25 protein-coding genes, 1 tRNA gene and 1 other RNA gene are annotated in these 24,096 nt (G+C 72.9%); 8 read left to right on the forward strand and 19 right to left on the reverse strand.

Annotation, left to right across the window (positions count from 1 at the left end; translation table 11 throughout):
* Positions 1 to 191 precede the first annotated feature (191 nt).
* From L1785_RS19530 to L1785_RS19540, 3 genes are all read right to left on the reverse strand, one after another.
* Positions 192 to 1,295, reverse strand: coding sequence for an aspartate-semialdehyde dehydrogenase (locus L1785_RS19530; protein WP_308113385.1), 1,104 nt, complete (start codon positions 1,293 to 1,295; stop codon positions 192 to 194).
* A gap of 1 nt (position 1,296) precedes the next feature.
* Complete coding sequence (locus tag L1785_RS19535) at positions 1,297 to 2,568, reverse strand: aspartate kinase (protein ID WP_236090981.1); 1,272 nt, start codon at positions 2,566 to 2,568, stop codon at positions 1,297 to 1,299.
* A gap of 141 nt (positions 2,569 to 2,709) precedes the next feature.
* Positions 2,710 to 3,483, reverse strand: a complete 774-nt coding sequence (locus tag L1785_RS19540) for a TSUP family transporter (RefSeq protein WP_236090982.1) — start codon at positions 3,481 to 3,483, stop codon at positions 2,710 to 2,712.
* A 100-nt stretch (positions 3,484 to 3,583) separates the two neighbouring features.
* Here L1785_RS19540 and recR point away from each other — a divergent pair, with 100 nt between their 5' ends.
* Positions 3,584 to 4,183: a recombination mediator RecR gene (gene recR, locus L1785_RS19545; protein ID WP_236090983.1), complete on the forward strand. Its 600-nt coding sequence runs from the start codon at positions 3,584 to 3,586 to the stop codon at positions 4,181 to 4,183.
* A gap of 75 nt (positions 4,184 to 4,258) precedes the next feature.
* On the forward strand, positions 4,259 to 4,828 hold the full coding sequence (locus L1785_RS19550) for a DUF5063 domain-containing protein (protein WP_236090984.1): 570 nt from the start codon (positions 4,259 to 4,261) through the stop codon (positions 4,826 to 4,828).
* A gap of 35 nt (positions 4,829 to 4,863) precedes the next feature.
* Here the strand turns inward: L1785_RS19550 and L1785_RS19555 are convergent, their stop codons facing one another.
* The 3 genes from L1785_RS19555 to L1785_RS19565 all read right to left on the reverse strand — a co-directional run bounded on the left by L1785_RS19555 (position 4,864) and on the right by L1785_RS19565 (position 8,073).
* Positions 4,864 to 6,009, reverse strand: a complete 1,146-nt coding sequence (locus L1785_RS19555) for an ABC transporter permease (protein ID WP_236090985.1) — start codon at positions 6,007 to 6,009, stop codon at positions 4,864 to 4,866.
* On the reverse strand, positions 6,006 to 6,926 hold the full coding sequence (locus L1785_RS19560) for an ABC transporter ATP-binding protein (protein ID WP_236090986.1): 921 nt from the start codon (positions 6,924 to 6,926) through the stop codon (positions 6,006 to 6,008). Before L1785_RS19560 ends, L1785_RS19555 begins: the two co-directional genes overlap by 4 nt.
* A gap of 88 nt (positions 6,927 to 7,014) precedes the next feature.
* Positions 7,015 to 8,073, reverse strand: a complete 1,059-nt coding sequence (locus L1785_RS19565; RefSeq protein WP_236090987.1) for a phosphotransferase family protein — start codon at positions 8,071 to 8,073, stop codon at positions 7,015 to 7,017.
* A gap of 104 nt (positions 8,074 to 8,177) precedes the next feature.
* Here L1785_RS19565 and L1785_RS19570 point away from each other — a divergent pair, with 104 nt between their 5' ends.
* From L1785_RS19570 to L1785_RS19580, 3 genes are read left to right on the forward strand one after another with little or no spacing between them, the layout of a single operon-like run.
* Positions 8,178 to 8,576 (forward strand): YciI family protein, encoded by a 399-nt coding sequence (locus tag L1785_RS19570; protein ID WP_236090989.1) that lies wholly within the window; start codon positions 8,178 to 8,180, stop codon positions 8,574 to 8,576.
* Complete coding sequence (locus tag L1785_RS19575) at positions 8,573 to 8,929, forward strand: YciI family protein (protein WP_236090990.1); 357 nt, start codon at positions 8,573 to 8,575, stop codon at positions 8,927 to 8,929. Before L1785_RS19570 ends, L1785_RS19575 begins: the two co-directional genes overlap by 4 nt.
* Before the next feature lies 1 nt (position 8,930).
* The gene (locus L1785_RS19580) at positions 8,931 to 10,346 is read left to right on the forward strand and encodes an RNA polymerase sigma factor (RefSeq protein WP_308113386.1); all 1,416 of its coding nucleotides are present in this window, start codon (positions 8,931 to 8,933) and stop codon (positions 10,344 to 10,346) included.
* Between the two features lie 28 nt (positions 10,347 to 10,374).
* Here the strand turns inward: L1785_RS19580 and L1785_RS19585 are convergent, their stop codons facing one another.
* The 6 genes from L1785_RS19585 to L1785_RS19610 all read right to left on the reverse strand — a co-directional run bounded on the left by L1785_RS19585 (position 10,375) and on the right by L1785_RS19610 (position 15,571).
* On the reverse strand, positions 10,375 to 11,847 hold the full coding sequence (locus L1785_RS19585) for an HNH endonuclease signature motif containing protein (protein WP_236090991.1): 1,473 nt from the start codon (positions 11,845 to 11,847) through the stop codon (positions 10,375 to 10,377).
* A gap of 125 nt (positions 11,848 to 11,972) precedes the next feature.
* Positions 11,973 to 12,131 (reverse strand): hypothetical protein, encoded by a 159-nt coding sequence (locus L1785_RS19590; RefSeq protein ID WP_236090992.1) that lies wholly within the window; start codon positions 12,129 to 12,131, stop codon positions 11,973 to 11,975.
* Positions 12,132 to 12,221: 90 nt separating this feature from the next.
* Positions 12,222 to 13,034, reverse strand: a complete 813-nt coding sequence (locus L1785_RS19595; protein WP_236090993.1) for a nucleotidyltransferase domain-containing protein — start codon at positions 13,032 to 13,034, stop codon at positions 12,222 to 12,224.
* 69 nt (positions 13,035 to 13,103) lie between these two features.
* Positions 13,104 to 14,567 (reverse strand): serine hydrolase domain-containing protein, encoded by a 1,464-nt coding sequence (locus L1785_RS19600; protein ID WP_236090994.1) that lies wholly within the window; start codon positions 14,565 to 14,567, stop codon positions 13,104 to 13,106.
* A gap of 141 nt (positions 14,568 to 14,708) precedes the next feature.
* Positions 14,709 to 15,122, reverse strand: coding sequence for a VOC family protein (locus tag L1785_RS19605; RefSeq protein ID WP_372461889.1), 414 nt, complete (start codon positions 15,120 to 15,122; stop codon positions 14,709 to 14,711).
* Positions 15,119 to 15,571 carry a MarR family winged helix-turn-helix transcriptional regulator gene (locus L1785_RS19610; RefSeq protein WP_372461890.1) on the reverse strand — a complete coding sequence of 151 codons (453 nt, stop codon included), beginning with the start codon at positions 15,569 to 15,571 and terminating at the stop codon, positions 15,119 to 15,121. The genes L1785_RS19605 and L1785_RS19610 overlap by 4 nt, the downstream gene beginning before the upstream one ends.
* Positions 15,572 to 15,648: 77 nt before the next feature.
* Here L1785_RS19610 and L1785_RS19615 point away from each other — a divergent pair, with 77 nt between their 5' ends.
* Positions 15,649 to 15,867: a hypothetical protein gene (locus L1785_RS19615; protein ID WP_236090995.1), complete on the forward strand. Its 219-nt coding sequence runs from the start codon at positions 15,649 to 15,651 to the stop codon at positions 15,865 to 15,867.
* Here L1785_RS19615 and L1785_RS19620 read toward each other — a convergent pair.
* The 6 genes from L1785_RS19620 to ffs all read right to left on the reverse strand — a co-directional run bounded on the left by L1785_RS19620 (position 15,851) and on the right by ffs (position 22,194).
* Complete coding sequence (locus L1785_RS19620; RefSeq protein WP_236090996.1) at positions 15,851 to 16,267, reverse strand: NUDIX hydrolase; 417 nt, start codon at positions 16,265 to 16,267, stop codon at positions 15,851 to 15,853. The two genes, L1785_RS19615 and L1785_RS19620, sit on opposite strands and share 17 nt — an antisense overlap.
* Positions 16,267 to 18,909, reverse strand: a complete 2,643-nt coding sequence (locus tag L1785_RS19625) for a DNA polymerase III subunit gamma and tau (RefSeq protein ID WP_236090997.1) — start codon at positions 18,907 to 18,909, stop codon at positions 16,267 to 16,269. Before L1785_RS19625 ends, L1785_RS19620 begins: the two co-directional genes overlap by 1 nt.
* An 85-nt stretch (positions 18,910 to 18,994) precedes the next feature.
* Positions 18,995 to 19,651 carry a methionine ABC transporter permease gene (locus tag L1785_RS19630; RefSeq protein ID WP_236090998.1) on the reverse strand — a complete coding sequence of 219 codons (657 nt, stop codon included), beginning with the start codon at positions 19,649 to 19,651 and terminating at the stop codon, positions 18,995 to 18,997.
* The gene (locus L1785_RS19635) at positions 19,648 to 20,739 is read right to left on the reverse strand and encodes a methionine ABC transporter ATP-binding protein (protein ID WP_236090999.1); all 1,092 of its coding nucleotides are present in this window, start codon (positions 20,737 to 20,739) and stop codon (positions 19,648 to 19,650) included. The genes L1785_RS19630 and L1785_RS19635 overlap by 4 nt, the downstream gene beginning before the upstream one ends.
* Before the next feature lie 74 nt (positions 20,740 to 20,813).
* Complete coding sequence (locus tag L1785_RS19640) at positions 20,814 to 21,707, reverse strand: MetQ/NlpA family ABC transporter substrate-binding protein (protein ID WP_236091000.1); 894 nt, start codon at positions 21,705 to 21,707, stop codon at positions 20,814 to 20,816.
* A 390-nt stretch (positions 21,708 to 22,097) separates the two neighbouring features.
* An RNA gene (ffs, locus tag L1785_RS19645) (signal recognition particle sRNA small type) lies at positions 22,098 to 22,194 on the reverse strand.
* A gap of 169 nt (positions 22,195 to 22,363) precedes the next feature.
* Between ffs and L1785_RS19650 the strand changes: the two genes are divergently transcribed.
* Positions 22,364 to 22,449, forward strand: a tRNA-Ser gene (locus L1785_RS19650).
* Between the two features lie 125 nt (positions 22,450 to 22,574).
* Complete coding sequence (locus tag L1785_RS19655; RefSeq protein ID WP_236091001.1) at positions 22,575 to 23,441, forward strand: GNAT family N-acetyltransferase; 867 nt, start codon at positions 22,575 to 22,577, stop codon at positions 23,439 to 23,441.
* A 47-nt stretch (positions 23,442 to 23,488) separates the two neighbouring features.
* On the opposite strand, the gene L1785_RS19660 is transcribed toward L1785_RS19655, so the two are convergent.
* A complete protein-coding gene (locus L1785_RS19660; protein WP_236091002.1) occupies positions 23,489 to 23,920 on the reverse strand; it encodes an SRPBCC family protein in 432 nt (143 codons plus the stop codon).
* Between the last annotated feature and the right edge of the window lie 176 nt (positions 23,921 to 24,096).

A 24,096-nucleotide genomic window follows, 5' to 3' on the forward strand; every position in this document is an offset into this window, starting at 1 on the left:
TGCCGTCCCCACGGATTGGTTCGCTGGTTCATTACTCGACTAATGAACCACAGATCCACGGGTGCGCGCAAGAGCGGCGGGGTGACCACCTTGGCGACACAAAGCAGCCGAGGTAGCTGCTCCGTCGGACGGAGCAGCTACCTCGGCCGGCGACTGGCCGGCTGTTTCAACGTGCCGGCTGTCTCGTGGGGTCAGGCCTCGGCGTCGGCCGCCTCCAGCGCGCCGAGCTCCGCGAGGTCCGCTGCGACCAGCTCCGCGATCTGCACGGCGTTGAGCGCCGCCCCCTTGCGCAGGTTGTCGTTCGACACGAACAGGATCAGGCCCCGCCCGTCGGGCACGGCCTGGTCCGTCCGGATCCGCCCGACGAACGAGGGGTCCGCGCCCGCGGCCGCCAGTGGCGTCGGCACGTCCGCCAGGGCCACGCCGGGCGCCCCGTCCAGCAGCGCACGCGCCGCCTCGGGGGTCAGCGGCGACGCGAACTCGGCGTGGATCGCCAGCGAGTGGCCCGTGAACACCGGCACGCGCACGCACGTCCCGGACACGGCCAGCGAGGGCAGCCCGAGGATCTTGCGCGACTCGTTGCGCAGCTTCTGCTCCTCGTCCGTCTCGCCCGAACCGTCGTCGACGAGCGACCCCGCGAGCGGGATCACGTTGAACGCGATGGGCGCCACGTAGTTCGACGGCTCGGGCAGGGACACCGCTCCGCCGTCGTGCACCAGGGCCTCCAGGTCCTGGCCGGACCCGGCCCGGACCTGCCCCGCGAGCTCCGCGACGCCGGCGAGGCCGGAACCGGAGACGGCCTGGTACGTCGCGACCCGGAGCCGTTCCAGGCCCGCCTCGCGGGCCAGCGGCGCGAGCACCGGCATGGCCGCCATGGTCGTGCAGTTCGGGTTCGCGATGATGCCCTTGACGGCGTCGCCGATGGCGTCCGGGTTGACCTCGGAGACCACGAGCGGCACCTGCGGGTCGAGGCGCCACGCGGACGAGTTGTCGATGACGACCGCACCCGCCTCGGCGAAGCGCGGCGCGTGCTCGCGCGACGTCCCGCCGCCCGCCGAGAACAGGGCGATGTCGATGTCCGCGAGGTCGTCGGTCGGGGTGGCGGCGAGGTCCTCGACCGGCACGTCCACACCGGCGAACGGCAGGGTCGTCCCGGCGGACCGGGCCGACGCGAAGAGGCGGAGCGACGCGATCGGGAAGTCGCGCTCCTCGAGCAGCCGGCGCATCACGGCGCCCACCTGGCCGGTGGCGCCGACCACGGCGACGTTGACGCCCGCAGGCGAGATCTCGACCACGTCAGCGCCCCGTCCCGGCGTAGACGACGGCCTCGCCGTCGGCCACGTCCAGTCCGAACGCGGTGTGCACCGCGCGCACCGCGTCGTCCAGCGAGTCCTCGCGGGTGACCACGGAGATCCGGATCTCGGAGGTGGAGATCATCTCGATGTTGATGCCGGCGTCACGCAGGGCCCCGAAGAGCTGGGCCGACACACCCGGGTGGGACTTCATGCCCGCGCCCACGAGCGACAGCTTGCCGATCTGGTCGTCGTACTGCAGCGACGAGAAGCCGATCTCGGCCTGCACGCCCGCCAGCGCCGCCATGGTGGCCGGCCCGTCGCCGTCCGGCAGGGTGAACGAGATGTCCGTCAGGCCCGTGGCCGCGGCCGAGACGTTCTGGACGATCATGTCGATGTTCGCGCCCGAGGCGGCCACGACCTCGAAGATGCCGGCCGCCGTACCGACGTGGTCCGGGACGCCGACCACGGTGATCTTGGACTCTGACCGGTCGTGCGCCACGCCGGAGATGATGGGTGCTTCCACTGCTTCTTCCTCCTGGGGTGCGGCGGCGACGAGGGTGCCGGGAGCCGAGCTGAACGAGCTGCGCACGTGCACCGGCACGCCGTAGCGACGCGCGTACTCGACGCTGCGCAGGGCCAGCACCTTGGCGCCGCTGGCCGCCAGCTCGAGCATCTCCTCGTAGGTGACGCGGTCGATCTTGCGGGCGGACGGCACGATGCGCGGGTCGGCGGTGAACACGCCGTCCACGTCGGTGTAGATCTCGCAGACGTCCGCCCCGAGGCCGGCGGCGAGCGCCACGGCCGTGGTGTCGGAGCCGCCACGACCGAGCGTCGTGACGTCGTTGGTCTGCTGGGTGACGCCCTGGAAGCCGGCCACGATCGCGACCTGCCCCTTCTCCAGCGTCTCCCGGATGCGGTGCGGCACCACGTCCACGATGCGGGCGCGGCCGTGCACGGCGTCGGTGATCACACCGGCCTGCTGGCCCGTGAAGGACTTCGCCTTCACACCGAGGTTCGTGATCGCCATGGCGAGCAGCGCCATCGAGATGCGCTCGCCCGCGGTGAGGAGGATGTCGAGCTCCCGTTGCGGCGGGAGCGGGGTGATCTGCTGGGCGAGGTCCAGGAGCTCGTCGGTGGTGTCCCCCATCGCGGAGACGACGACCACGACGTCGTTGCCGGCCCTCTTGGCCTCGGCGATCCGCTTGGCCACCCGCTTGACGCTGTGCGCGTCAGCGACCGAGGATCCGCCGTACTTCTGCACGACAAGTGCCATGCTCGCTACCTATCTGTCGCCGGCCTCCGTCTCTCTCAACGGCCCGCCGGGTGCGTGTGCTTGCCTGTCGATGGTAAGCCGACCGCGGCGCAGAAGCGCACGGCCGTCCACAGCCCGGTCGCCGGGTGTGCACGAGCAGCGTCAGCGGCTCAGCACGTCCCAGCCCAGGCGGCAGATCAGCGCGCCCACGACCAGCACGAACACGACGCGCACGAAGCGCGAGCCCCGCGCCACGGCCATGCGGGCGCCGATGTACGCCCCGACCAGGTTGGCCGCCCCCATCCCGAGGCCCAGCCCCCACAGCACGGCACCGCTGGGCACGAAGTAGAGCAGCGCGCCCAGGTTGGTGGCGAAGTTCACGATCTTGGCGAGCGCGGAGGCCGGCAGGAACGAGTAGCCGAGCACGCTGACGAGCGAGATCACGAGGAACGTCCCCGTGCCGGGCCCGAGCAGTCCGTCGTACGCGCCGATGACGAGGCCGATCATGGCGGCGATCCGCTTGTGCCCGTTGCCCACCCAGCGCAGGTCGTCGCGCGCCCCGAGCGACGGCTTGAGCACCGTCCACAGGAGCACGCCCACGAGCACCACGAGGATGATCGGCTTGAAGAGCTCGGCGGGGATGCGCGAGGCCAGCACCGCCCCGCCGAACGCGCCGAGGAGGGCCGCGACCGCCGTCGGACCGGCCGTGCGCAGGTCCGGGCCCACGCGCCGGTAGTAGGTGATGGCGCTGGTCGAGGTCCCCATGATGCTCGCCAGCTTGTTCGTCGCCAGCGCCTGGATCGGGCTGATGCCCGGGACGAGCAGCAGCGCCGGGAGCTGGATGAGCCCACCGCCGCCCACCACGGCGTCGACCCAGCCGGCCGCGAGGCCGGCCAGGAGCAGAAGGGCGATCGTGAGGGCGTCGAGCTCGAGCACGGGTGCAGTCTCCCCCACACGGCACCTGTCCGACGCCGGAGCCCTCGCGGGTGCACCGTCTCCCCTCGGGATGTGGGTGGCGGGGCCTAGGCTGGCTCCCGTGTACGAAGGCGCGGTCCAGGACCTGATCGACGAGCTCGGCCGGCTTCCCGGCGTGGGCCCCAAGAGCGCGCAGCGGATCGCGTTCCACCTGCTCGCCGCGGACGCGCACGACGTGAAGCGCCTCGTGGACGCGCTGACGGAGGTCAAGGCGCGCGTGCGGTTCTGCGAGCTGTGCGGCAACGTCGCCGAGGCGGAGCGGTGCCGCATCTGTGCGGACCCGCGCCGCAGCGACGACGTCGTGTGCGTCGTGGAGGAGCCGAAGGACGTCGTCGCGATCGAGCGCACCCGTGAGTTCCGGGGGCGGTACCACGTGCTCGGCGGCGCCATCAACCCGATCGAGAACGTCGGCCCGGACGATCTGCGGATCAAGGAGCTCATGGCGCGCCTCGCGGACGGCACGGTGCAGGAGGTCATCCTCGCCACGGACCCCAACATCGAGGGCGAGGCGACGGCGAGCTATCTTGCCCGACTGATCGCGCCCATGGGTATCACAGTCTCGCGGCTGGCCTCTGGCCTGCCGGTCGGGGGAGACTTGGAGTACGCCGACGAGGTGACCCTCGGGCGGGCGTTCGAGGGCCGGCGAGTAGTCGGCGGCTGAGGACGCCGCACGCGCACGCACGACGCACGGCAGGCCCAGCCGGGGCCCGCCGGCACGGAGAGGTGGGTGGGTCGCATGGGTGAGATCAGCCGGGACTCGGACCTCCGCGAGGTCGCGGACCAGATGTCGGCGCAGGCGCGGACGTTCCTGTCGACGGTCACGCAGGTGGCCTCCGGCGCGATGCCCGGGGCCGAGCTGTCGCTGCTGGTCCTGGCGACGTCGGACCTGCTCGCGGCAGGCGCCCGGCTGGCGGCGATCGTCGACGTGGTGCCGATGGAGCGGTTCGAGCCCGACGCCGGCCCCGACACCGACCTCGACCCGCTGCGCGAGGCGCTGGCCCGCATGTTCGACGGGTTCGACGAGTACACCGAGGTGGTCGACCCGGTGATCTCCCCCGAGGTGGAGCGCGCCTCGATCTCCGGCGAGCTGGCGTGCGTGGCCGAGGCGATGGCGAAGGGCCTGCAGCACCACGACGGCGGGCACGAGCTCGAGGCCCTCTGGTGGTGGCAGTTCTCCTACTTCTCGCTGTGGGGCGAGCGCGCCGCGTCCGTGCTCAGGGCGGTGCAGACCGTCCTGGCGCACCTGCGCCTGGACGTGGAGGACGACGTCGCCACCGAGGCGGAGTACGACGCCCTCCACGCCTGAGCCTCAGGCGGGCACCTCATAAGGCCTGACGACGCCTACGCGACGCGGGTGTCCCGCGGCAGCGTGTCGTACGGGATGCGCAGGCGGTTCACCGCGATCACGACGCCGCCCGCTGCGAGGAGCAGCTGGAGACCGAGGCCCCACGGCCACACGAGCGCGTCGGTCGGCTCGACCTCCTCGACCGGCGACGCGGCCGCCGCGTCCTCGCCGTACCAGCTGCAGTAGTCCTGCTCGGGGGCGGGACCGGTGCGCGCGTACCGGACGCCGTACTGGAGCATCGCGAGGATGTTCGCCTCCTCCGCCATCTGCTCCGGGTCGTCGCCGAGCGGCTGGGCGTCGGCCACGACGACGAACGGGTTGGGCGCGAGCAGCCACCAGGTGCGCTCGCTGTGCCACACGCCGATCCTCTCCGTGGTCCACTCGCAGGCGGGCGGCTCGGTGTCCTCCCACGAGTAGGTGGGGGGCACGTTCCAGACCCGCACCTCCTCCTCTGTCGTGGTGACGGGCACGAGCAGCCCGAACACGATCGGCAGCACGACGGTGAGGGAGCCGATCGTCAGGTAGGTGAGCACGGCGGACCCGGAGGTCTTGGAGACGAGGGCCGAGAAGCCGAGCCCGATCGCGCACACCACCCCCAGGACCACCGCGAGCATCAGCAGCGTCGTCACGAGCGACAGCGGGTCGACGCCGCCCGCCAGCAGCGCCCACAGGATGAACGGCACGCTCACCACGAGGAAGGCGAGCGCCGCCGCCCACGCGGCGAGCAGCTTGCCGAGGACGATCTCCGCGGGGGACAGCAGGGTGACCTGCAGTGTCGCGAGGGTCCCGGCGTTCCGGTCGCCGTTGATCGACGCCGCGCTCAGCGTCGGCGCGACGAGCAGGCCGAGGAACAGCACGAAGCACACCACGATGCTGTAGATGGTGCCGCCGTACGGGTCCTCGTCCTGCGGGTACGCCGAGGTCATGGTGCTGAACGCACCCGTCGTCAGCAGGGTGATCCCGCCGATCACGAGGAACCAGACCACGAGCGCGGTCTTCCACCGGGTCGACCGGATGCGCTGGCGCAGCTCGAGTCGCGCCACGGTCCGCAGACCCTCGAACGACACGGCCCAGGTGCCGCGACCGGCCGGGGCGGCCGGTCCGGCGTCGGGCGCCGCAGGCGTTTCCACAGTGACGCTCATCGCCGCTCCTCCTCCAGGGCCAGGTAGGTCTGCTCGAGCACGCCCCCGGCGGGGGCGAGGCTCACCACGGGGACGTCCGCCTCGACCGCGGACCGCAGGAGCGCCGCGGCCGCGGCCTCGCCCCTGAGGTCCACCAGGACGCCGCCCGTGGGGTCCGGCTCGTAGGCCGTCTCCGACGACTCCAGCCAGGCGATCAGGGCAGCCGGGTCGAGCGCCAGCATGCGCCACTGCCGGGGCTCGTCGCCGCCCGTCACGGACTGCGTGGCGACGGTGCGGCCCTTCGAGATGAACACGGCGTCGTCGGCCATCTCGTCCAGCTCGGTGAGCACGTGCGACGACACCAGGATCGTCTTGCCCGACGCCGCAAGATCGCGCACCAGGACCCGTAGGTCGACGCGCGAGCGAGGGTCCAGCCCAGACGCCGGCTCGTCGAGGAGCAGCACGTCCGGGTCGTGGACCAGGGCACGCGCCAGGCCGAGGCGCTGCTTCTGTCCGCGGGACAGCACGTGCGCCGGCGCGTCGGCGAGATCCTGAAGGTGGACGAGCGCAAGGAGCTCCGACGCGCGCGCCTCCCCCGCCGCCCGGTCGAGGCGGTAGGCCGCGGCGACGGTCGTCAGGACCTCGCGCGCCGTGAGGGAGTCCCACGTGCCGAAGACGTCCGGCATCCAGCCCGTGCGGGCCCGCGCCGCGTAGCTCTCCGTCACCGGGTCGAAGCCCGCCACGCGCACCGTGCCGCCGTCCGGCCTGAGCAGACCCGCGAGCATGAGCAGAAGGGTCGTCTTGCCCGACCCGTTGGGCCCGATGAGAGCGGTGACGCGACCCGGTTCAGCAACCAGGTCGACGTCGGCCACCGCATGCACCGTGCCGAAAGAACGCCGCACGCCGTCCGCGCGGATACCACCACTGTCGGTGACCATGCGGCGAGCGTATCGGCAGGTCACCAGGCGGTCCGTCCACCCGCGGGATGATCTTCGCGTCATACCCCGAGGTGACTCGGGCGTCGCGTCATACCCCCAGCCGGGTCAGGTCCTCGTCGAGCAGCCGCGTCACCAGCTCGCGCCGCCGGTCCGCGTCAGGTCCGGTCATCCCGCGGCTCGGCATCTCCACCGTCATGAGCACGTGCAGCCACACGCGGTACAGGGCGAGGCGGGTGCGGGCGCCGTCGTCGAGCACGAGTGGCGCGCCCGAGGCCTCCGCGTACCCGGCGAGCACCGGGTGCTCGGGCTCGTCCTCGATCCGGCGGAACAGGGCCGGGGAGACGAGGTCGACGAGCGGGTCGCCGAACAGGTACCGCTCGCCGTCCACCAGCCCCGTCATCCGGTGCTCGCCCGCGGCGTCCCCGGACCGGGCCGGCGACGCCAGGACGTTGCCGTCCCACAGGTCGAAGTGCAGCAGCGCGGGCCGGGTCGCCTCGTCGAGCACAGCGCCGTGCCGGTCCAGCGCCGCCTCGACGCGCCGCGCCGGAAGGTGGGCCGGCGGGAGAGCCCACCGGCCGGCGTCGTCCATCAGCGACGCGAGGATCGCTGTGAACGCCGCCCGCCACGTGGTGCCGTGCGGGCGCGGTCCGTCGTAGCCGAACCGGTCCCCCGTGATCTCGTGGACCGCGTGCAGCGCCGCACCGACGTCGTGCCGGACGCGGCCGCCCACTCCGGCGGGCAGGTCGGGCAGGGGAGTTCCCGGCAGGAACGTGGTGAGGACCCAGTCGCCCTCGACGCCGCCGCCGCGGCCCTGCCGCACCACGCGCGGCACCGGCACGGCGGGCGCGCCCACCGCGACGAGCCGCAGGTACTCCGCCTCGGCCGGGATCATCCCGGCCTCGTAGGTCAGGAGCGGCGTGCCGGACGGCGGCCCGGCCTTGAGCACGAGGGTCGTGGCGGAGCCGACGCCGGCCGGACCGTCGGGGAGGTCCAGGACGTCAACCGGCTCCGCGAGGTCGACCCGCCACACCGCGGCGAACCCGCCACCGCCGAGCTCGGCGGAGCGGATCACGTCGACCCCCGTGGCGGCCAGGACCAGCCCGGCGACCTGGTCCGGGCGAAGCTGCTGCTGGGTTGGACTGCGCATCGCCCTATCGTGCCCTGTCGATTTTCCGCTCCTCGCGCGTCATCGTGGTGAGGGCCGACCGGTCCTCGTGATCACCGGAGCAACCGTCACCGAGGAGACGAACGATGAGCACGGAATACATGGTCCTGCTGCCGTCCGTGGAGCAGAGCTGGCTGGACGCGACGCCCGAGCAGAAGGCCGCCGTCTACGACCGCCACCGCGAGTTCATGGGGATGCTCGCGCAGCGGGGGCACACGATGACCGGCGGGTCCGAGCTGGCGCACTCGTCGGGCAGCAAGGTGGTGCACGCCGACGGCAGCGTGACCGACGGCCCCTACGCCGAGACGGTGGAGCAGCTCAGCGGCTTCTACCTGATCCGCACCGACGACCTCGACGACCTGCTGCAGGTGGTCGCGGTCCTCGCCGACGCCGAAGGCCCCGTCGAGGTGCGCGAGTGCCTCGACCAGCCCGCGTCCGACACCGACGCGGACGCCGCCCCGGCCGAGGCCGAGGTGATCGCATGAAGTACCTGGCGCTGCTCGCGTACGAGCCGACCGTCTGGGACGAGGCGTCCGAGGAGACCCGTCAGGCCTACCACCAGGCACACCTCGACTTCCACAAGGCCGTCGCGGAGCGTGCGACGCTCCTCGCGGGCGAGGCGCTCGCGGACGTCGACGCCGCCACGACCATGCGACACGTCGACGGGCAGGTCGCCCTCACGGACGGGCCGTTCGCGGAGACGGTGGAGCAGATCGGCGGGTTCTACCTCGTCGACGCGCCCGACCTCGACGTCATGACGGACCTGTGCGCGCTGCTGCCCACGGCGTACGCGATCGAGATCCGCCCCGTCGTCACGATCGAAGGTTTCGAGAGCTGACGTGCCCGTGATCGGCGGCGGGCCGCCCGGGACAGGCCCGGTCGAGACCGCGTTCCGCGACCAGTGGGGCCGGCTCCTGGCCCTGCTGGTCGCGCGCTACCAGCGGCTCGACCTCGCGGAGGACGGCCTCGCCGACGCCTTCGAGGCCGCGGCCCGCACGTGGCCCGACGACGGCGCGCCCGCCAACCCGGCGGCCTGGCTCCTCACGGCCGCCCGCCGCCGCATCCTCGACCGCCTCCGCGCCGAGGCGGTCGCCGCCCGGAAGGAGCCGCTGATCGTCGTGGAGGAGTCCCTGCGCCACCAGGCCCTGGATGACCTTGCGTTCCCGCCCGACGACCGTCCCGCCTCGGGCGGAGCCGTGCACCCGGGTGACCCGACCGGCGTCGGACAGCTGCGGGACGAACGGCTGCGGCTCGTGCTGCTCTGCGCGCACCCGGCGCTGGCTCCCGAGGCGGCGGCCGCACTCTCGTTGCGGCTCGTGCTCGGCGTGCCGACCGTCGAGATCGCGCGGCTCTTCCTCGTGCCCGAGGCCACGATGGCCGCACGCCTGACGAGGGCCAAGCGGCGCCTCGCCGCCGTCGGCGCGCCGTTCGCGCTGCCCGGACCCGACCGGCTGGGGGCGCGGATCGCGGTCGTGGCCTCCGTCGCGTACCTGGCGTTCACGGCCGGGTACGCCCCCGGGACGGGCGACGAGGTGGTGCGGGCCTCGCTGGCCGAGCCCGCGATCCGGCTCGCGCAGGTGGTGCGCTCGCTCCTCCCGGAACGACCGGTGCTCGACGCGTTGCTCGCCCTCATGCTGCTGCAGCACGCGCGCCGTCTCGCGCGCGTCGGCGTGGACGGCGGGCTCGTGCTGCTGCCCGATCAGGACCGGTCACGGTGGCGGCACGACGAGATCGCCGAGGGGCTCGCCGTGCTCAAGCCCCTTCTGGAGCGGGAGTCGGAGCTCTGGCCGGCGAGCGCGGGCCGTCCGGTGCGGGAGTCCGGCTCCGCCGGGTCCGCCGGGTCCGTGGTCCCCGATCCGGCCGAGGCGCGCCTGGCGCGCGAGTACTTCCTGCAGGCGCTCGTCGCCGCGGAGCACGCGGCCGCGCCGACGGCGGACGCGACCCGCTGGGACCGCATCGCGTCGCACTACGCCGCCCTGGAGGAGCTGACCGGGTCGCCGGTGGTGCGGCTGAACCGCGCCGTGGCCGTCGCCGAGGTGGACGGACCGGCGGCGGGGCTCGCCCTGCTCGACGGTCTCGACGAGCGGCTACCGCGCTCGCACCGGCTCCCCGCGGCGCGCGCCGAGCTCCTCGTCCGCGCGGACCGGACGCAGGCGGCGCTCGCCGAGTACGACCGTGCGCTGGCTCTGTGCGGGAACGATCGCGAGCGCGCCCACCTGGAACGCCGCCGTGCCCAGGTGGCGGCGACCACCTGACAGCACCGTGTCAGTCTCACTGGTCGGTTCAGAAAGGTGGGTCGTCCGCGCCGCCCGCCCGCCTGGGCGCCGGCGCGGTCGGGGGTGACGGGGCCGCCTGTTCGTAGGGTGTCGTCGTGTAGGTCCTGCCGGACGGGCTGGTCCAGGTCAGTGTCCCGTCACCGTGGTGGGCGACGGTCCAGCGTGTCTGGTGCTTGAGCGTGTGGTGCGCCCGGCACAGGTGAGCGAGGTTGGTTGCGCTCGTGGTGCCGCCCTCGGCCCAGTCGGTGGAGTGGTCGACGTCGCAGTACCGGGCCTTGCGGGTGCAGCCCGGGAACCGGCACGTCACATCACGCACCTGCAGGTAGGTGCGCAGGTCTGCGGGGACCTGGTAGATGTCCCGGCCGACCGAGAGCACCGCCCCGGTCTCCGGGTGGGTCAGCAGTCGCCGCAGCGACGGCGCCCGCGCGGCCAGGCGCCGGGCGGTGTCCGGGTCGATCGGGACGACGCCGTCGAGCGTCGCCGGCTGGTCCGACTCGCCCAGCAGGCTCAGGACCGGCACCGTGACGTGCACCCGCGGCACGATGGACCGCGCCAGCGGCACGAGAGACGCGCCGTCCGGAGACACGCCATCGGGGAGCGCGCTGACCGGGCCGGCCAGGAGCAGCTCGCTGAGCGTGTCGGCCCGCAGCTGACCCTGGGTCCGCGTGTCACCGGCCGCCCGAGCAGCCCGGGCAGTGGCGGTGACGCGGTCGTAGATCGCGTGCGCGGTGACCGCCGGCAGGATCGCGGTGAGCTGCGCCATGCCGTCCTTGGCCGGGTCCAGGTACACGTCCCGCGCATCTGCCGCCTCCTCGCAGCGGGCAGCGATCGTCTCCGGACGCAGCCGCTCACGCAGCACCCGCACCCGCGAGGCGACCTGCCCCGGCGTCAGCGACCCGATCGACGGCAGCGACGCGAGGCCCGCCTGCACCGCCGTGGCGTCCGCCTCGTCCAGCCCGGCGATCTCGTCAGCGACAGCCGCGGCGTGCTTCGCCGACCAGCCGCCCTGCAACGTGCTCACGAGCGCCGGCAAGCCCGTGCTCGTCAGCGTCTCCGCCTGCCGCAGGAGCACCGACGCCGTCTGCGGTGCCACGCGCAGCACGGACGCCACCTCCGCCGTGAAGGCACGGGCGGCAAGATCCCGCACCCGGCCCGCACCACCCAGCCCGCAGCCGGCACCGGCCGCCTGGACCGCGGCCCCGTCCACCAGGTGCTCGTCCAGGGCCGTCCCGATCCGCCGCACGCGCTCCAACGCCACGACCCGCAGCCCCTCGAGCTCGGCCAACCGGGCGTCCACGTCCGCCAGGAGATCGACCGCCCCCTGGTAGTCCGCGAGCGTCGCAGCCGCCGGAGCGGCCGCACGCCCCGCCACCGAAGCCCCGTCCCACCGACCCCAGTGACCGACCGTCAGCGCGCGCGACCCCGCCGGCCCGGACTCCTCCGAGCCGGGCAGAGACGAGGAACTACGCCGCCAAGACATGCTCCGATCATACAGCTGTTCGATCGTCAACGCGCGTCGAGAGACAGCAAAGCAGCATATCTGTGGATACACACGTTCGACCTGCGGCCTGTGGATGACTTCAAGGACCCCGCAGGGCCCGACGCCTACTGGCCCAGCGAAACGAGCACCAGCACCGGCTCGTCCTGAGCCAGGTACGCCTCGCTCCAGAAGCCACTCTCGCCGAATGCCTCGTCCAGCGCGGGGCTCCGTAGCAGCGGACCGTCCGGGAGCCGGTCGCGGAGCGGCTCGACCACGCCGGGCACGAGGTCGGTCGTCGCGGGCGCCTGCTCTCGCAGGTCGGCCGCCGCGCTCTCCTCCAGCTCGCCCAGGGGGAAGAACTCCCCGCGTCCGGGTCAGCCCGCCGCCAGCAGCTCCAGGAACGCCTCTTCTGCCCGGTCCCACTCGCGGGCACGCGACCGATCCGTCCGCGAGGACTCCAGACCGGGCAGCGACGACTCCGCGACCGCGAGCTCGGCGTCGACGAACGCCATGAGGACCGGCGGGACGTCGGCGGTACCAAGCTCCCGCGTGCGCGCCTTGAGGGCGACGAGGTCGTCCGAGGCGACCCGGACGTCGTCGGGCACCGCTGCCTCGCGCATAAGGGCGGGCAGGTCCATGGGCGGCACCGCGACGCCGTCGTGCAGGCGCAACCACCGCAGCGTCACGACGGGCCGGAGGGCGTAGAAGAACTTCTTGAGGCGCCCGCTGGATGCGAGCAGGGCGAGGCTGTTCCGCGCGACGTGCAGGTGGTGTCTCGTCAGGGCGAACCGGTCGACGACGTCGTCCGCGACGTCGAGCAGCAGGTCGCGCGCCTCGGGGTCGCCGCGGTAGACGATCGGCGACCGCAGCCACTCCCCAGCCGTCGCGTTGCCCTTGACCATGAGCGCCAGAGCCTTGCGCAGGTCCCAGCCGCCGACGTCGAACACCGCGTCGATCGGCGTCTCGATCACGTCGCGCAGGCGACGCAGGCCGAGGTAGTGGTCGACGGGACGGACATAGAGGAACCGGCAGTCGTAGTCGGAGTCCGGCGACGGAAAGCCCCACGCCCGGCTGCCGCTCTCGATCGCCCAGAGCACGCGCACGTCGTGGTCGGCCTCGACTCCCGCGAGGCGGGCGTCGACGGCTGCGACGACGGCGAGGTCCATCGAGTCGGGGATGCTGCGCACGCGGCGACGGTAGCCGCTGCCCGACGTCGGACGCTCGCCTTTTCGAGGCGTCTCACCCGCGTGGCGGAGCTACGACTGCGCGGTTCCCGTGGCGTCCAGGAGGTGCGTCGGCCCGAACGAGACGTTCTGGTCGATCGAGAGCGCCACCGTCTCCCCGGTGAACCGCAGCGTGAACGTCCAGGCGAACGGGGTGCCCAGGAAGTGCACCCGCGCCTCCAGCGTGGAGTCGTCCGCCCAGGCATACGCTCCGGCGACGTCGGCCGGCCCGCCCTCGACCTCCGTGGTGCCGGCCACCCACCCCCCGTGGCCCAGCGTGAGCAGGTGATCCGCGCCGCGGACCCGGTCCTCGAGGACGAGCCGCCCGTCGCCGTCCCGGCGGAGCGCGAACGACTCGACGCCGTGGTCGTTCCCCGCGACCGTGTACGTCACGCCCAGCAGCGACTCCTCGAGCGGGGAGGTCGACGCGCCCTGCGGCGCACGGAGGGCGAGGTCCCACGTGACCCCGTCAGCAGGCGGTGCGACGCCGGGACGCGGGCCACCGGCGTCGGGCAACGTCGCCGCCGCGGCCGGGTCGAGTGCCGGGAGCAGCGCATACCAGACCGCGTCCTGGACCGACTGGGTGTTCTCGATGCCCGACGTGACGGCCAGCACGATGTCGTGCTCCGGCCACACGATCGCGTACTGGCCGAACGCGCCGTCGGCGCGGTACGCGCCGAACCGGGACCGCCAGAACTGGAATCCGTAGCCCTGGAGCCACTCGACCCAGTCGTGCGGGCCGCACTCGACCTGCTTCGCCGTGGCGGCCTCGACCCACGCCGCCGGCACGAGCTGCCGGCCCTCCCACACCCCGCCCTGCAGGTAGAGCTGCCCGAACGCCGCCAGGTCCTCGGTCGTGACCGACAGCCCGTACCCGGCCACGTCGAGGCCGTCCGGGTCTTGCTGCCAGGCGGCTCCCGTGATCCCGAGCGGGTCGAGGAGGCGAGGGCGGAGGTAGTCGAGCAGACGCCGGCCGGTGAGGCGCTGGACGATGACACCCGCAAGGTACGTGGCGCCCGTGTCGTAGACGAACGTGGTGCCCGGCACGTACGGCACGGGCATCGCGAGGATCTGGCGTACCCAGTCGGAGCCCGCGAGCCCGATCGTCGTCCTGTCGATCCCCTCCATGGTCGAGCGGTCGTGGCCCGTGGTCATGGTGAGCAGGTCGCGGACCCGCATCGCGGCGAGGTTCGCGGACGGCTCGGCGGGCGCCTCGGCCTTGAGGTGGTCCAGCACGAGGTCGTCCAGGCCGAGCAGCCCGTCCTCGATCGCGAGGCCCACCGCCGTGGAGGTGAACGACTTGCTCACCGAGAACATGACGTGGGGCCGGTCGGGCGCGAAGGGCGCCCAGTGCCCCTCCGCCACGACGTTGCCGTGCCGGAGCAGCATGAACCCGTGGATCTCGTCCAGCGCGTCGAGGTTCGTCACCAGCCGCGCGACGGCGGCGGGGTCGAGGCCTTCGGCCTCCGGCGAGGTCCGGGTGAAGCGGCGCGTCATGGTCGATCGCATCCTTTCGTCGAATGACGCACCATTCTTACCATTCTTACCTCTCCTACCCCCTCGCCCCGGTGCCCGCGCCGGACGCCCGGTGCCCGGTGCCCGACGCCCGGTGCCCGGTGCCCGACGCCGGAGGCAGCCTCAGTCCTCCGCGACGATCTCCACCTCGTAGCCGTCCTCGTCCTCCAGGTACGCGGCGTAGTGGTCCGGGCCGCCGGCGTGCGGGTGCCGGTCGGGGAAGAGGAGCGCCCACCCGTGACCCGACGCGGCCTCGACCAGCGCATCGACGTCAGCCCGCGAGCCGCCGTGGAACGCCAGGTGGTTGAGGCCTGGTCGCAACCGCTCGTGCGTGCCGGAGACCAGCGCCGGGCTCTGCTCCACCACCACGTACGTGGGGCCGAGTCGCCAGCTCCGGCCGTGCTCCCAGCTCTGGAACGGCGCGTACCCGAGCGTGGTGAGGAGCCAGCCCCACGACCGTTCGGCTCGCGCCAGGTCCGGCACCCAGAGCTCGACGTGGTGGAGGGCGCCGCGCTGCGGTTCGGCCGGTCCGGTCACGACCCTGAGCCCGCGGCCGCAGCGATGACGCGGGCGAGGCTGACCCGGAGGGTCTCCAGCTCGGCGAGGGACATGCCGAGGCGCTCGACCACCGCAGGCGGGACCTTGAGCGCCTGGGCGCGCAGGTCGCGGCCCGAGCCGGTGAGCTCGACGGCGAGGGAGCGCTCGTCGCGCGGGTCCCGGCGCCGGGTGACGAGGCCTGCCGCCTCGAGCCGCTTGAGCAAGGGCGAGAGCGTGCCGGGGTCGAGCTGCAGCACGGCGCTGAGCTGCTTGACCGACCGGGGCGACTCCTCCCACAGCGCCAGCATCACGAGGTACTGCGGGTGGGTGAGGCCTATCGGGTCCAGCAGCGGGCGGTAGAGCGCGTTGACGCTCCGCGAGGCCACGGCGAGCGCGAAGCAGACCTGCCGGTCCAGCTCGAGCAGGTCATCTTCGGTGAGAGAGGGCATCCGGTTCCTCCGATCGGTCTTGACCAGCGTATCAGTTAGGGTGCAAACTCTTTGTACACCAAGCATCTGGAGACGTGATGAGCTCGAACAACGACGGCCTCAGCCTCTGGTACCGGATCACGTGGCGCCTCAACTGGCTCCTGCTCCACGTCGCCGGACCGGCCGACCTCGGCGACGCCGACCCGCGCCGGCGCATGGAACGCGAGCGCGCCGAGCGTGTAGCCCGGGCGCGGGTGGTGCGGAAGGTCGAGGTAGAACCCACGGCGCCCGACCAGCCGTTCACCGGCGCGGCGTAGCCACCGCCGCGAGCAGGTCGAGCGAGAGCGGGGCGATCGGCCGGCTCGCGACCGGTCGCTCGGGGTCGATCCACACGAGCTCCGCGAGCTCGGCCTGCGCCAGCGGCTCCGCCCCCTGACCGAGCCGCACGACGAACGCGTACGCGTCGACCTCGTGGTCCGGCTCGTTCGCAGCGGGTGCGCCGAACCGCCCGAGCGGCTCGACGTCGGCCGGGTCGAGCACCAGCCCGACCTCCTCCTCGAACTCCCGCAGCAGGGCCACCAGCGGCTCCTCGCCGACCTCGATCTTGCCGCCCACCTGCATGAACGCGTGGGTGCCGCGCTTGCGCACCAGGAGGTGCCGCCCATCGGCGCCGACCACCACGGCCGCGACGATCCGCAGCGTCGTCACCGGCGGCATCAGCCCTGCTCGACGATCTCGTCGATGATCGTGCCGCCCAGCACCTGCACCACCAGCGGCACGCCCATCAGCCCGGCGGACGTGATGTCGGGGTCGTCCACTGAGGGCTCGTCGTCCGCCATCGTGTCCGACGCCCGACCGGTCGCCCGGGGCGTGCCGTTCACCGCTGCGCCGTGTGTCGGAGGCGCACCCGCAGCGCGACGCTCCGCGGCCTGACGCAGCATCTCCCTGGCCCGGGCGCCGCCGGTGGCGGGTGCGCCGGTGGCGGCGGCGGAGTGGGTGGGGGTCGCGGACGCGGGATCCAGGGCCGGTGCTGCGGCAGGCGCCCCTCGGCCGCCCGGCGCGGCGGTCTTGCCCGACGCCGGCGCCGGTTCGTCGTACACCGGCTCCGGCTCCGGGCCGTCGTCGTAGTCGGGGGGCGGCTCGGACAGCGGAGCGCCGGAGAGCCACGCCTGGTCCGCGGCGGCGGAGGCCGTAGGTGCTGAGGCAGACCGGGTGCCCGTGGCCGCCGCTCGGCTCGCGGCAGGTCGGTCGACGACGGCGACCGCACGCGCGCCGTTCGTCGTCACGGCGGGCATCGTCACGGCGGGCATCGTCACGGAGGCAACCGGGACAGCAGCCGTCAGGCCGCCCGGCGGCGGGACCTCGGGCCAGCCTGTGTCACCCTCGGGTGCGACGGCGCCCGACGCGCCCCCGGCGGCGCGCGTCGCGCCACCGCCCGCGGATCCGGTGCCCGACGAGCCACCCGTAGCACGCGCCCCCAGCCCGCCGGGCGCGGTTCCGCCGCCGGCCCCGCCGCCACCAGCCCCAGGACCACCGGCCCCGCCGTCACCCGGGCCCGCAGGCGCAGGCCCCGCGGGAGCTCCGCCCGACGACGGCGGCACGTCCCCGACGATCGCCTCGACCTTCACCCGGAGCCCCAGCGTCTGGTAGACGGCGTCCTCGACCGCGCTGACGTGCCGCAGGTTCCCGAACGCCCGGGCGAGCCCGGGCGCGCCGAACGACAGCCGGAGCGTCCCTCCGTCGAGCGATGCGACCTGGGCGTTCGGCCCGACGAGCGACCACGTGACGCGCGCGCTCTGCAGCGCGCCGAGGACCTCGTCCCACCGCCGGCGGACCACCTCGGTGGTAATGGTTCCGGCCCCGACGGGCTCGGCGGCCTCGACCGGCACCGGCTCGGCAGATGGCTGGACGGCGGTCGACGGCTCGGGCGCGGCCAAGGCCGGCTCGAGCGCGGCCGGAGCCGGCTCGGGCGCAGCCGGAGCCGGCTCGGCCGTCCCCGCATGAGGCGCCGGCGCACCCGGAGCCACATCGGCCCCACCACCGGCGCGCGTCCCCGCCAGGCCCGCCCGCGCCGCCCGCGCGGCAGCCGCGCCGGACAGGCCGCCGGCTCCCGTCGGCGCACTCGCGGGCACGTCGTCGGCCGACCCGGGCACGACCGCCGTCGGACCGGGACCCGGTACCGCCGCGACGAGGCCGCCGCGCTCGAGCCGCTCGACGCGGGCCGCGAGGCCCGCGGCGCCGTCGTCCGCTCCGGGAAGGAGCAGGCGCGCACACAGCAGCTCGAGGTGCAGGCGGGGCGACGTGGCCCCGGTCATCTCGGTGAGGGCCGCATTCGTCAGGTCCGCCGCCCGGGACAGCTCGGCCAGACCGAGGTGGAGGGCCTGTGCCCGCATGCGTTCGAGCTGGTCGGCGGGCACGCCGCGCAGCACGGCGTCTGCGGCGTCGCCGGAGACCGCCATGACCATGAGGTCCCGCAGCCGCTCCAGCACGTCCTCGACGAAGCGCCGCGGCTCGTGCCCGGTCGCGACGATCTGCTCGACGACGCGGAAGATCGACGCCCCGTCGCGCGCGGCGAGAGCCTCCACGACGTCGTCGAGCAGCGTGGCATGGGTGAAGCCGAGCAGGCCCACCGCGAGGTCGTAGTCCACGACGCCGCCCGAGGCGCCGGCGATGAGCTGGTCCATCACGGACAGCGAGTCACGGACGGACCCGCCGCCTGCCCGCGTCACCAGGGGCACCACTCCCCCGCCCACGCTGACGCTCTCGGCCGCGCAGAGCTGCTCCAGGTACGGCCCGAGCACGTCCGGCGGGACGAGGCGGAACGGATAGTGGTGCGTGCGCGAGCGGATGGTGCCGATGACCTTGTCGGGCTCGGTGGTCGCGAAGATGAACTTGATGTGGGGCGGGGGCTCCTCGACGATCTTCAGCAGCGCGTTGAAGCCCTGCGGCGTGACCATGTGGGCCTCGTCGAGGATGAAGATCTTGTACCGGTCGCGCGCCGGGGCGAACGTGGCGCGTTCCCGCAGGTCGCGCGCGTCGTCGACGCCGTTGTGCGAGGCCGCGTCGATCTCGACCACGTCGAGCGAGCCCGGGCCGCCGCGCGCGAGCTCGACGCACGACTGGCACTCACCGCACGGCGTGTCCAGCGGGCTCTCCGGGGTGTTGCGCTCGCAGTTCAGCGTGCGAGCCAGGATGCGCGCCGACGTCGTCTTTCCGCACCCGCGCGGGCCCGAGAACAGGTAGGCGTGGTTCACCCGCCCGCTGCGCAGCGCCTGCATCAGCGGACCGGTGACGTGTTCCTGGCCGATCACCTCGGCGAACGTCTCGGGCCGGTAGCGGCGGTAGAGGGCGGTGCTCACCCCCGCAACGATAGACGCCCTCACCCACACACGGCTCCTCGCGATCCCCACCCCGCCGGAGCGTCAGGTGTTGGATGGCAACACCTCACCGCCGCAGCGCGCGCCGCGCCAGTCGGTTCCCGAGCGCCTGCACGACCTGCACGATCAGCACGATGATCACCACGACAACCGCTGTCACGGCCCAGTCGTACTGCCGGTAGCCGTACACGATGGCGAAGTCGCCGAGGCCGCCGGCCCCGAGGTACCCGCCGATGGCCGACATGTCGAGCACGCCGACGAACAGGAACGTGTACCCGAGGATCAGCGGCGCGAGCGCCTCCGGGATCAGCACGGTCCGCACGATCCGCAGCGGCGACGCCCCCATCGCCCGCGCCGCCTCGACGACGCCGGGGTCGATCGTCACCAGGTTCTGCTCCACGAGACGCGCGAACACGAACGACGCCATGAAGCACATCGAGAAGGTGAACGCCTCGATCCCGATGATCCGGCCGACGAACAGCCGGGTCAGCGGCCCGAGCGCCACGAGGAAGATGATGAACGGCACCGGCCGCACCACGTTCACGGCCACGTTGAGCACGGCGAACACGACGCGGTGCGCGAGCAGGTTCCCCGGCCGGGTCAGGTACAGCCCCAGCCCGAGCACCAGCCCGAAGAACCCGCCCACCACGAGGGTGATGAGCACCATGTAGGCGGTCTGCCCGAACGCCTCCCACAGAAGCGGCCCCAGCCTGTCCCACGTCATCGCTTCGTCTCCTTACCGGGAGGGGTGACCGGTCCCGCGTCGGGCGCCGGGTGAGCCGCCGTGCCGTGGTCCGCGACCGACGTGACGGCGCGCAGCGCCGCCACCGCCCCCTCGACGGCGCCCCCGCCGCCGACGAGCTCCACCGTGAGCGACCCGTACGGCCGCTCCGCAACCTCGGTGATTCCGCCGTAGACGACGGTGCCGTCGACGCCGTGCTCGCGCAGCACGCGCGTGAGCACGGCGGACGATCCGGCGACCTCGTCCACACCCACCGTCACGATCCGGCCGGCGTGCCGCTTCCGGAGCCGTGCCAGTACCGCCGACGACGGCCGGTCCCGCAGCGCCGTCTCGACGAAGCGCCGCGTCACCTCGTGCCCCGGCGCGCTGAAGACCTGGTAGGCGTCACCGACCTCGACGACCTGCCCGTGCTCCATGACGGCGACCCGGTGACAGATCGACCGCACGACGTCCATCTCGTGCGTGATGACCACGACGGTGATCCCCAGCTCCCGGTTCACGCGCTGCAGCAGCGCGAGGACGTCCTGCGTGGTCTCGGGGTCGAGGGCGGACGTCGCCTCGTCGGCGAGCAGGATCCGCGGTTCGGTCGCGAGCGCGCGGGCGATGCCGACCCGCTGCTTCTGCCCGCCGGACAGCGTGGACGGGTAGGCGCCGGCCTTCTCGCCGATGCCGACGAAGTCGAGCAGCTCGGCGACGCGCGCCGCGCGCCTGGCGCGGGACCAGCCGGCGACCTCGAGCGGGTAGGCGACGTTCCCGGCGACGGTCCGGGACGCCAGCAGGTTGAACTGCTGGAAGATCATGCCGATGCCCGCCCGGACCGGGCGGAGGCGAGCCTCCCCGAGGGAGGCGAGCGGGACGCCGTCGACCACCACGTCGCCGCTGGTGACGCGCTCCAGCGCGTTGATCAGCCGCACGAGCGTCGACTTCCCGGCCCCGGAGTAGCCGATGACGCCGAAGATCTCCCCGGCACGGACGTCGAGGGTCACGCCGTCGACGGCACGCACGTCCTGCCCCCGGCCGCGGCCGGGGAACACCTTCGTCGCGTCGCGAAAACTGATGATGCTGGTCATGTCTCCCCTCACAGGCCAGGACCTCGGGCCACCATCGTGACCCGAGGTCCTGGCCAGAGCGCGGTCGGCGGTGGTCAGCCCTGCTCGCGCAGGTTGTCCTCGATGCCGGTGAGGATCTCCTGCAGCTCGTCGGCGGTGTTGTCCTTGACCACGCCGGTGCCGCCGGAGGCCTCGATCAGGCCCGCCTCGACCTCGGGCGTGTGGAAGATGTCGATCAGCTGCGCGAACGTCGGGTCGTCCGCGTCCTCGGCGCGCGTCACCCACACGTTGATGTACGGCTCCGCGGCGGCCGAGTCCGGGTCGTCGGAGAAGATCGCGTCCTCGGCGGTCAGGCCCGCGTCGCCCACGAAGTCGTTGTTGATGATCGACGCGTCGACGTCCTGGAGGGCCAGCGCCGTCTGCGCCGCGTCCACGGGGGTGACCGTCACCCGAGACTCGTCCTCGACGATGTCCGCGGGGGTGGAGAAGGAGCTGCCGCCGTCACGAAGCGTGAGCAGGCCGGCGTCCTGCAGCACGAGCAGGGCGCGCGCCTGGTTGGTGTCGTCGTTGGGGATGGCGACCTCGCCGCCGTCGGGGATGTCCTCGACGCTGTCGTGCTCCAGCGAGTACAGGCCGAGCGGGTACACGGCCGTGGCGCCGACCGGCGTGAGGTCGCTGCCCGAGCTCACGTTGTACCCGGCGAGGAACTGCAGGTGCTGGAACTGGTTGAGGTCGAGGTCGCCGTCCGTGAGCCCCTGGTTCGGGAGCTGGTAGTCGGAGAAGTTCACGATCTCGACGGTGATGCCCTCCGCTTCGGCGGCGTCCTCGAAGGTCTGCCAGTAGGGCTCCCCGGCGCCGACGACGCCGATGCGGATCGGGTCCCCGTCGCTGCCGTCGGCCGGGGTGTCGTCACCTGGGGCGGCGCAGGCGGACAAGGTGAGGGCCGCCGCGGCGGCGAGGACGACGACGGAGGCGTGCGTGCGAGACATGGAGGTCCTTCCTGGGTGCACGGGGGCACGGTGATGCCGGCCGGGTCACGGCCGAATGGGATGTGACGAGCGGCGGGCCACGGCCATCAGCGAGGTGGCGAGCGCGCGGGCGCCGGTCCCGCACCACGAGGGTGCGCCGGGCGGCGCCGATTCAGATGTGCGTGCCGAGGTCGATCAGCGGGTGCACATTCGCCCGTACGACATGCTGCAACAGCACGCGGCGGCGCGACACCGGAGGGTGCGGCAGGCCTGCGTGGCAGCGGTCGTCGTGCGGGACATGACCCCATCTTGAGTGGCCGGTCGTCCGTTTGACGAATCGCCGGGCGGAAAATCCCACGATGCGAGCGTGATTTGGTCCACATCGTGGCGCGCACACCGGCGGCCGGAGACAGAAAGGACCCCTCGTACACCCACCAGAGCTCACTTACCCTTGCTGCCTTCCGGCCCTGGGGGAGTTCGGCGAGATGGTGCCGCACGAGGGGTCTGTCCTCAGCCTACCCGATCCAGCACGAGCCTCGGCGTGCGCCAAGAGCCTCCGTCTCTCGCCCGATCGGCGGCCCGCGATCCCGATTCGGCCCCGGGCCTCGCGTCCGGTATCCTCGTGTGGCCGCACCCGGTCACGACCGTGGTGAGCCGCGCCCGGTTCCCGGGCTCGAGGAGGATTCGCCTAGTGGCCTATGGCGCACGCTTGGAAAGCGTGTTGGGTTAACAGCCCTCGGGGGTTCGAATCCCCCATCCTCCGCAGTGATGAACGGCCCGGGATTGTTGGAGCTCCAGCGATCCCGGGCCGTTCTGCGTCGGGCGGCCCGAGCGTCACCGACCACAAACAAGTCGAGGACCGACGGCGCGGTGGTATTTGATCGGCAGATGGCGATCGTGCTGGGCAAGCCTGGAGTCGGCGGGCTGAACAAGGCTGTGGGCGTTCTGCGGGAGTGGCAGCACGACGGGGCGCCTGTGCAGCTGCATCCGGGGGACCTGGGCTGGTTCTGGAGGTTCGGTGCAGAGGCGATGGCCGCGGCGGTCCGGACCTGGAGCCGGGACGGGCAGATTCTTGCCGTCGGCCTGCTGGACGGTCCCCGGCTGTTGCGGCTGACGACGGCGCCAGACGCTCACCGGGACGAGGAGCTGGCGCAAGGGATCGTTGCCGATGTGATCGAGCCGGAGCGCGGGGTACTGCCTCAGGGCACGGTGGACGTCGAGGCGCCGACGGGTGCACTGGTCCACGACCTGCTGGCCGTGGACGGCTGGAGCACCGACGAGCCGTGGACGCCGCTGCGCCGCGACCTGACGGAGCCGGTGAAGGTTCCGGGCGTGCGGATCGAGGTGATCGGGCCGGACCGGGCGCACGTGCGAACCGCCGTGCATCGGGCGTCGTTCGACGGGTCGGCGTTCACGGACGAGCGCTGGCAGGCGATGGCGGCCGAGTTGCCGTACGCCGACGCCCGTTGTCTGGTCGCGTACGACGAGCAGGGCACGGCGGTGTCGGCGGTGACGGTGTGGTCGGCCGGTCCGGGCAGGCCCGGGTTGCTCGAGCCGATGGGCGTCCACCGGGAGCACCGTGGTCACGGCTACGGCAAGGCAATCACCGTCGCCGCGGCGGCCGCGCTCCAGGATCTGGGCTCGTCGAGCGCGATCGTCTGCACCCCGAGCTCCAATGTCGGCGCCGTCGCCACCTACAGGTCGGCCGGCTTCCAGCAGCTCCCTGAGCGCCGGGACCGGCACCGGGACTCCTGACACGCGGCATGCCGAAGGGCCCGTCACCCACAGACGGGCCCTTCGTCCTAGGCGCGCTCCGCGATCTCCTTCACGCTCTTCACGAGGCTCTCCCACATCGCCTTCGAGTGCTCGGCCTCCTCGATGGTGGCGTTGTTGTCCTGCGACAGCGTGAGCCGCGTCGTCCCGGCATCGCCCTCGAGCGTCCAGGTGAGCGTGTGGTAGTTCTCCGGCGTGTCGTCCTGGGCGCTGAGCCCGCTGAGGTGGGTGTGCACGAGTCGTCGTCCGGGTTCGAACTCGAGGATCGTGCCCTTGTCCTGATAACTCTTGCCCTCCCATACGCCCTGCCAGGTGATCGGCCCGCCGACGGTCCAGTCGGTCGAGACCTCCGTGCCGAACATGAACTCCTTGATGGCATCGGGGTCGGTGAGTACGGACCACACCCGATCTGGTGCCGCTTCGATCGTGATCGCCGCCGTCGCGACGTACGCCTCGGTCATTGCCTTCCGCTCCCGGACTCGTGCCAAACCGCGGTCCCCTCCAGGGTGCCCACTCGGGCTGCTGCGCGCGCGGCACGATCCGGTCGGCGCCGGTCCGCTCCGAGAAGGCGATCGGGTATCGCTCCCCGCCCGGGGGCGGAAACCCCCACCCGACGCAGGGCGCCGCCAGAGACAAC

This window comes from Antribacter soli (assembly GCF_021568775.1).
Lineage (GTDB): Bacteria > Actinomycetota > Actinomycetes > Actinomycetales > Cellulomonadaceae > Antribacter > Antribacter soli.

Bases quoted from the DNA above. Each gene is read 5' to 3' on its own strand.
- L1785_RS19535 (WP_236090981.1), bottom strand. From the start codon at position 2,568: ATGGCACTTGTCGTGCAGAAGTACGGCGGATCCTCGGTCGCTGACGCG.
- L1785_RS19550 (WP_236090984.1), top strand. From the start codon at position 4,259: ATGGGTGAGATCAGCCGGGACTCGGACCTCCGCGAGGTCGCGGACCAG.
- L1785_RS19555 (WP_236090985.1), bottom strand. From the start codon at position 6,009: ATGAGCGTCACTGTGGAAACGCCTGCGGCGCCCGACGCCGGACCGGCC.
- L1785_RS19560 (WP_236090986.1), bottom strand. From the start codon at position 6,926: ATGGTCACCGACAGTGGTGGTATCCGCGCGGACGGCGTGCGGCGTTCT.
- L1785_RS19565 (WP_236090987.1), bottom strand. From the start codon at position 8,073: ATGCGCAGTCCAACCCAGCAGCAGCTTCGCCCGGACCAGGTCGCCGGG.
- L1785_RS19570 (WP_236090989.1), top strand. From the start codon at position 8,178: ATGAGCACGGAATACATGGTCCTGCTGCCGTCCGTGGAGCAGAGCTGG.
- L1785_RS19575 (WP_236090990.1), top strand. From the start codon at position 8,573: ATGAAGTACCTGGCGCTGCTCGCGTACGAGCCGACCGTCTGGGACGAG.
- L1785_RS19585 (WP_236090991.1), bottom strand. From the start codon at position 11,847: ATGTCTTGGCGGCGTAGTTCCTCGTCTCTGCCCGGCTCGGAGGAGTCC.
- L1785_RS19600 (WP_236090994.1), bottom strand. From the start codon at position 14,567: ATGACGCGCCGCTTCACCCGGACCTCGCCGGAGGCCGAAGGCCTCGAC.
- L1785_RS19610 (WP_372461890.1), bottom strand. From the start codon at position 15,571: ATGCCCTCTCTCACCGAAGATGACCTGCTCGAGCTGGACCGGCAGGTC.
- L1785_RS19615 (WP_236090995.1), top strand. From the start codon at position 15,649: ATGAGCTCGAACAACGACGGCCTCAGCCTCTGGTACCGGATCACGTGG.
- L1785_RS19620 (WP_236090996.1), bottom strand. From the start codon at position 16,267: ATGCCGCCGGTGACGACGCTGCGGATCGTCGCGGCCGTGGTGGTCGGC.
- L1785_RS19630 (WP_236090998.1), bottom strand. From the start codon at position 19,651: ATGACGTGGGACAGGCTGGGGCCGCTTCTGTGGGAGGCGTTCGGGCAG.
- L1785_RS19635 (WP_236090999.1), bottom strand. From the start codon at position 20,739: ATGACCAGCATCATCAGTTTTCGCGACGCGACGAAGGTGTTCCCCGGC.
- L1785_RS19640 (WP_236091000.1), bottom strand. From the start codon at position 21,707: ATGTCTCGCACGCACGCCTCCGTCGTCGTCCTCGCCGCCGCGGCGGCC.
- L1785_RS19655 (WP_236091001.1), top strand. From the start codon at position 22,575: ATGGCGATCGTGCTGGGCAAGCCTGGAGTCGGCGGGCTGAACAAGGCT.
- L1785_RS19660 (WP_236091002.1), bottom strand. From the start codon at position 23,920: ATGACCGAGGCGTACGTCGCGACGGCGGCGATCACGATCGAAGCGGCA.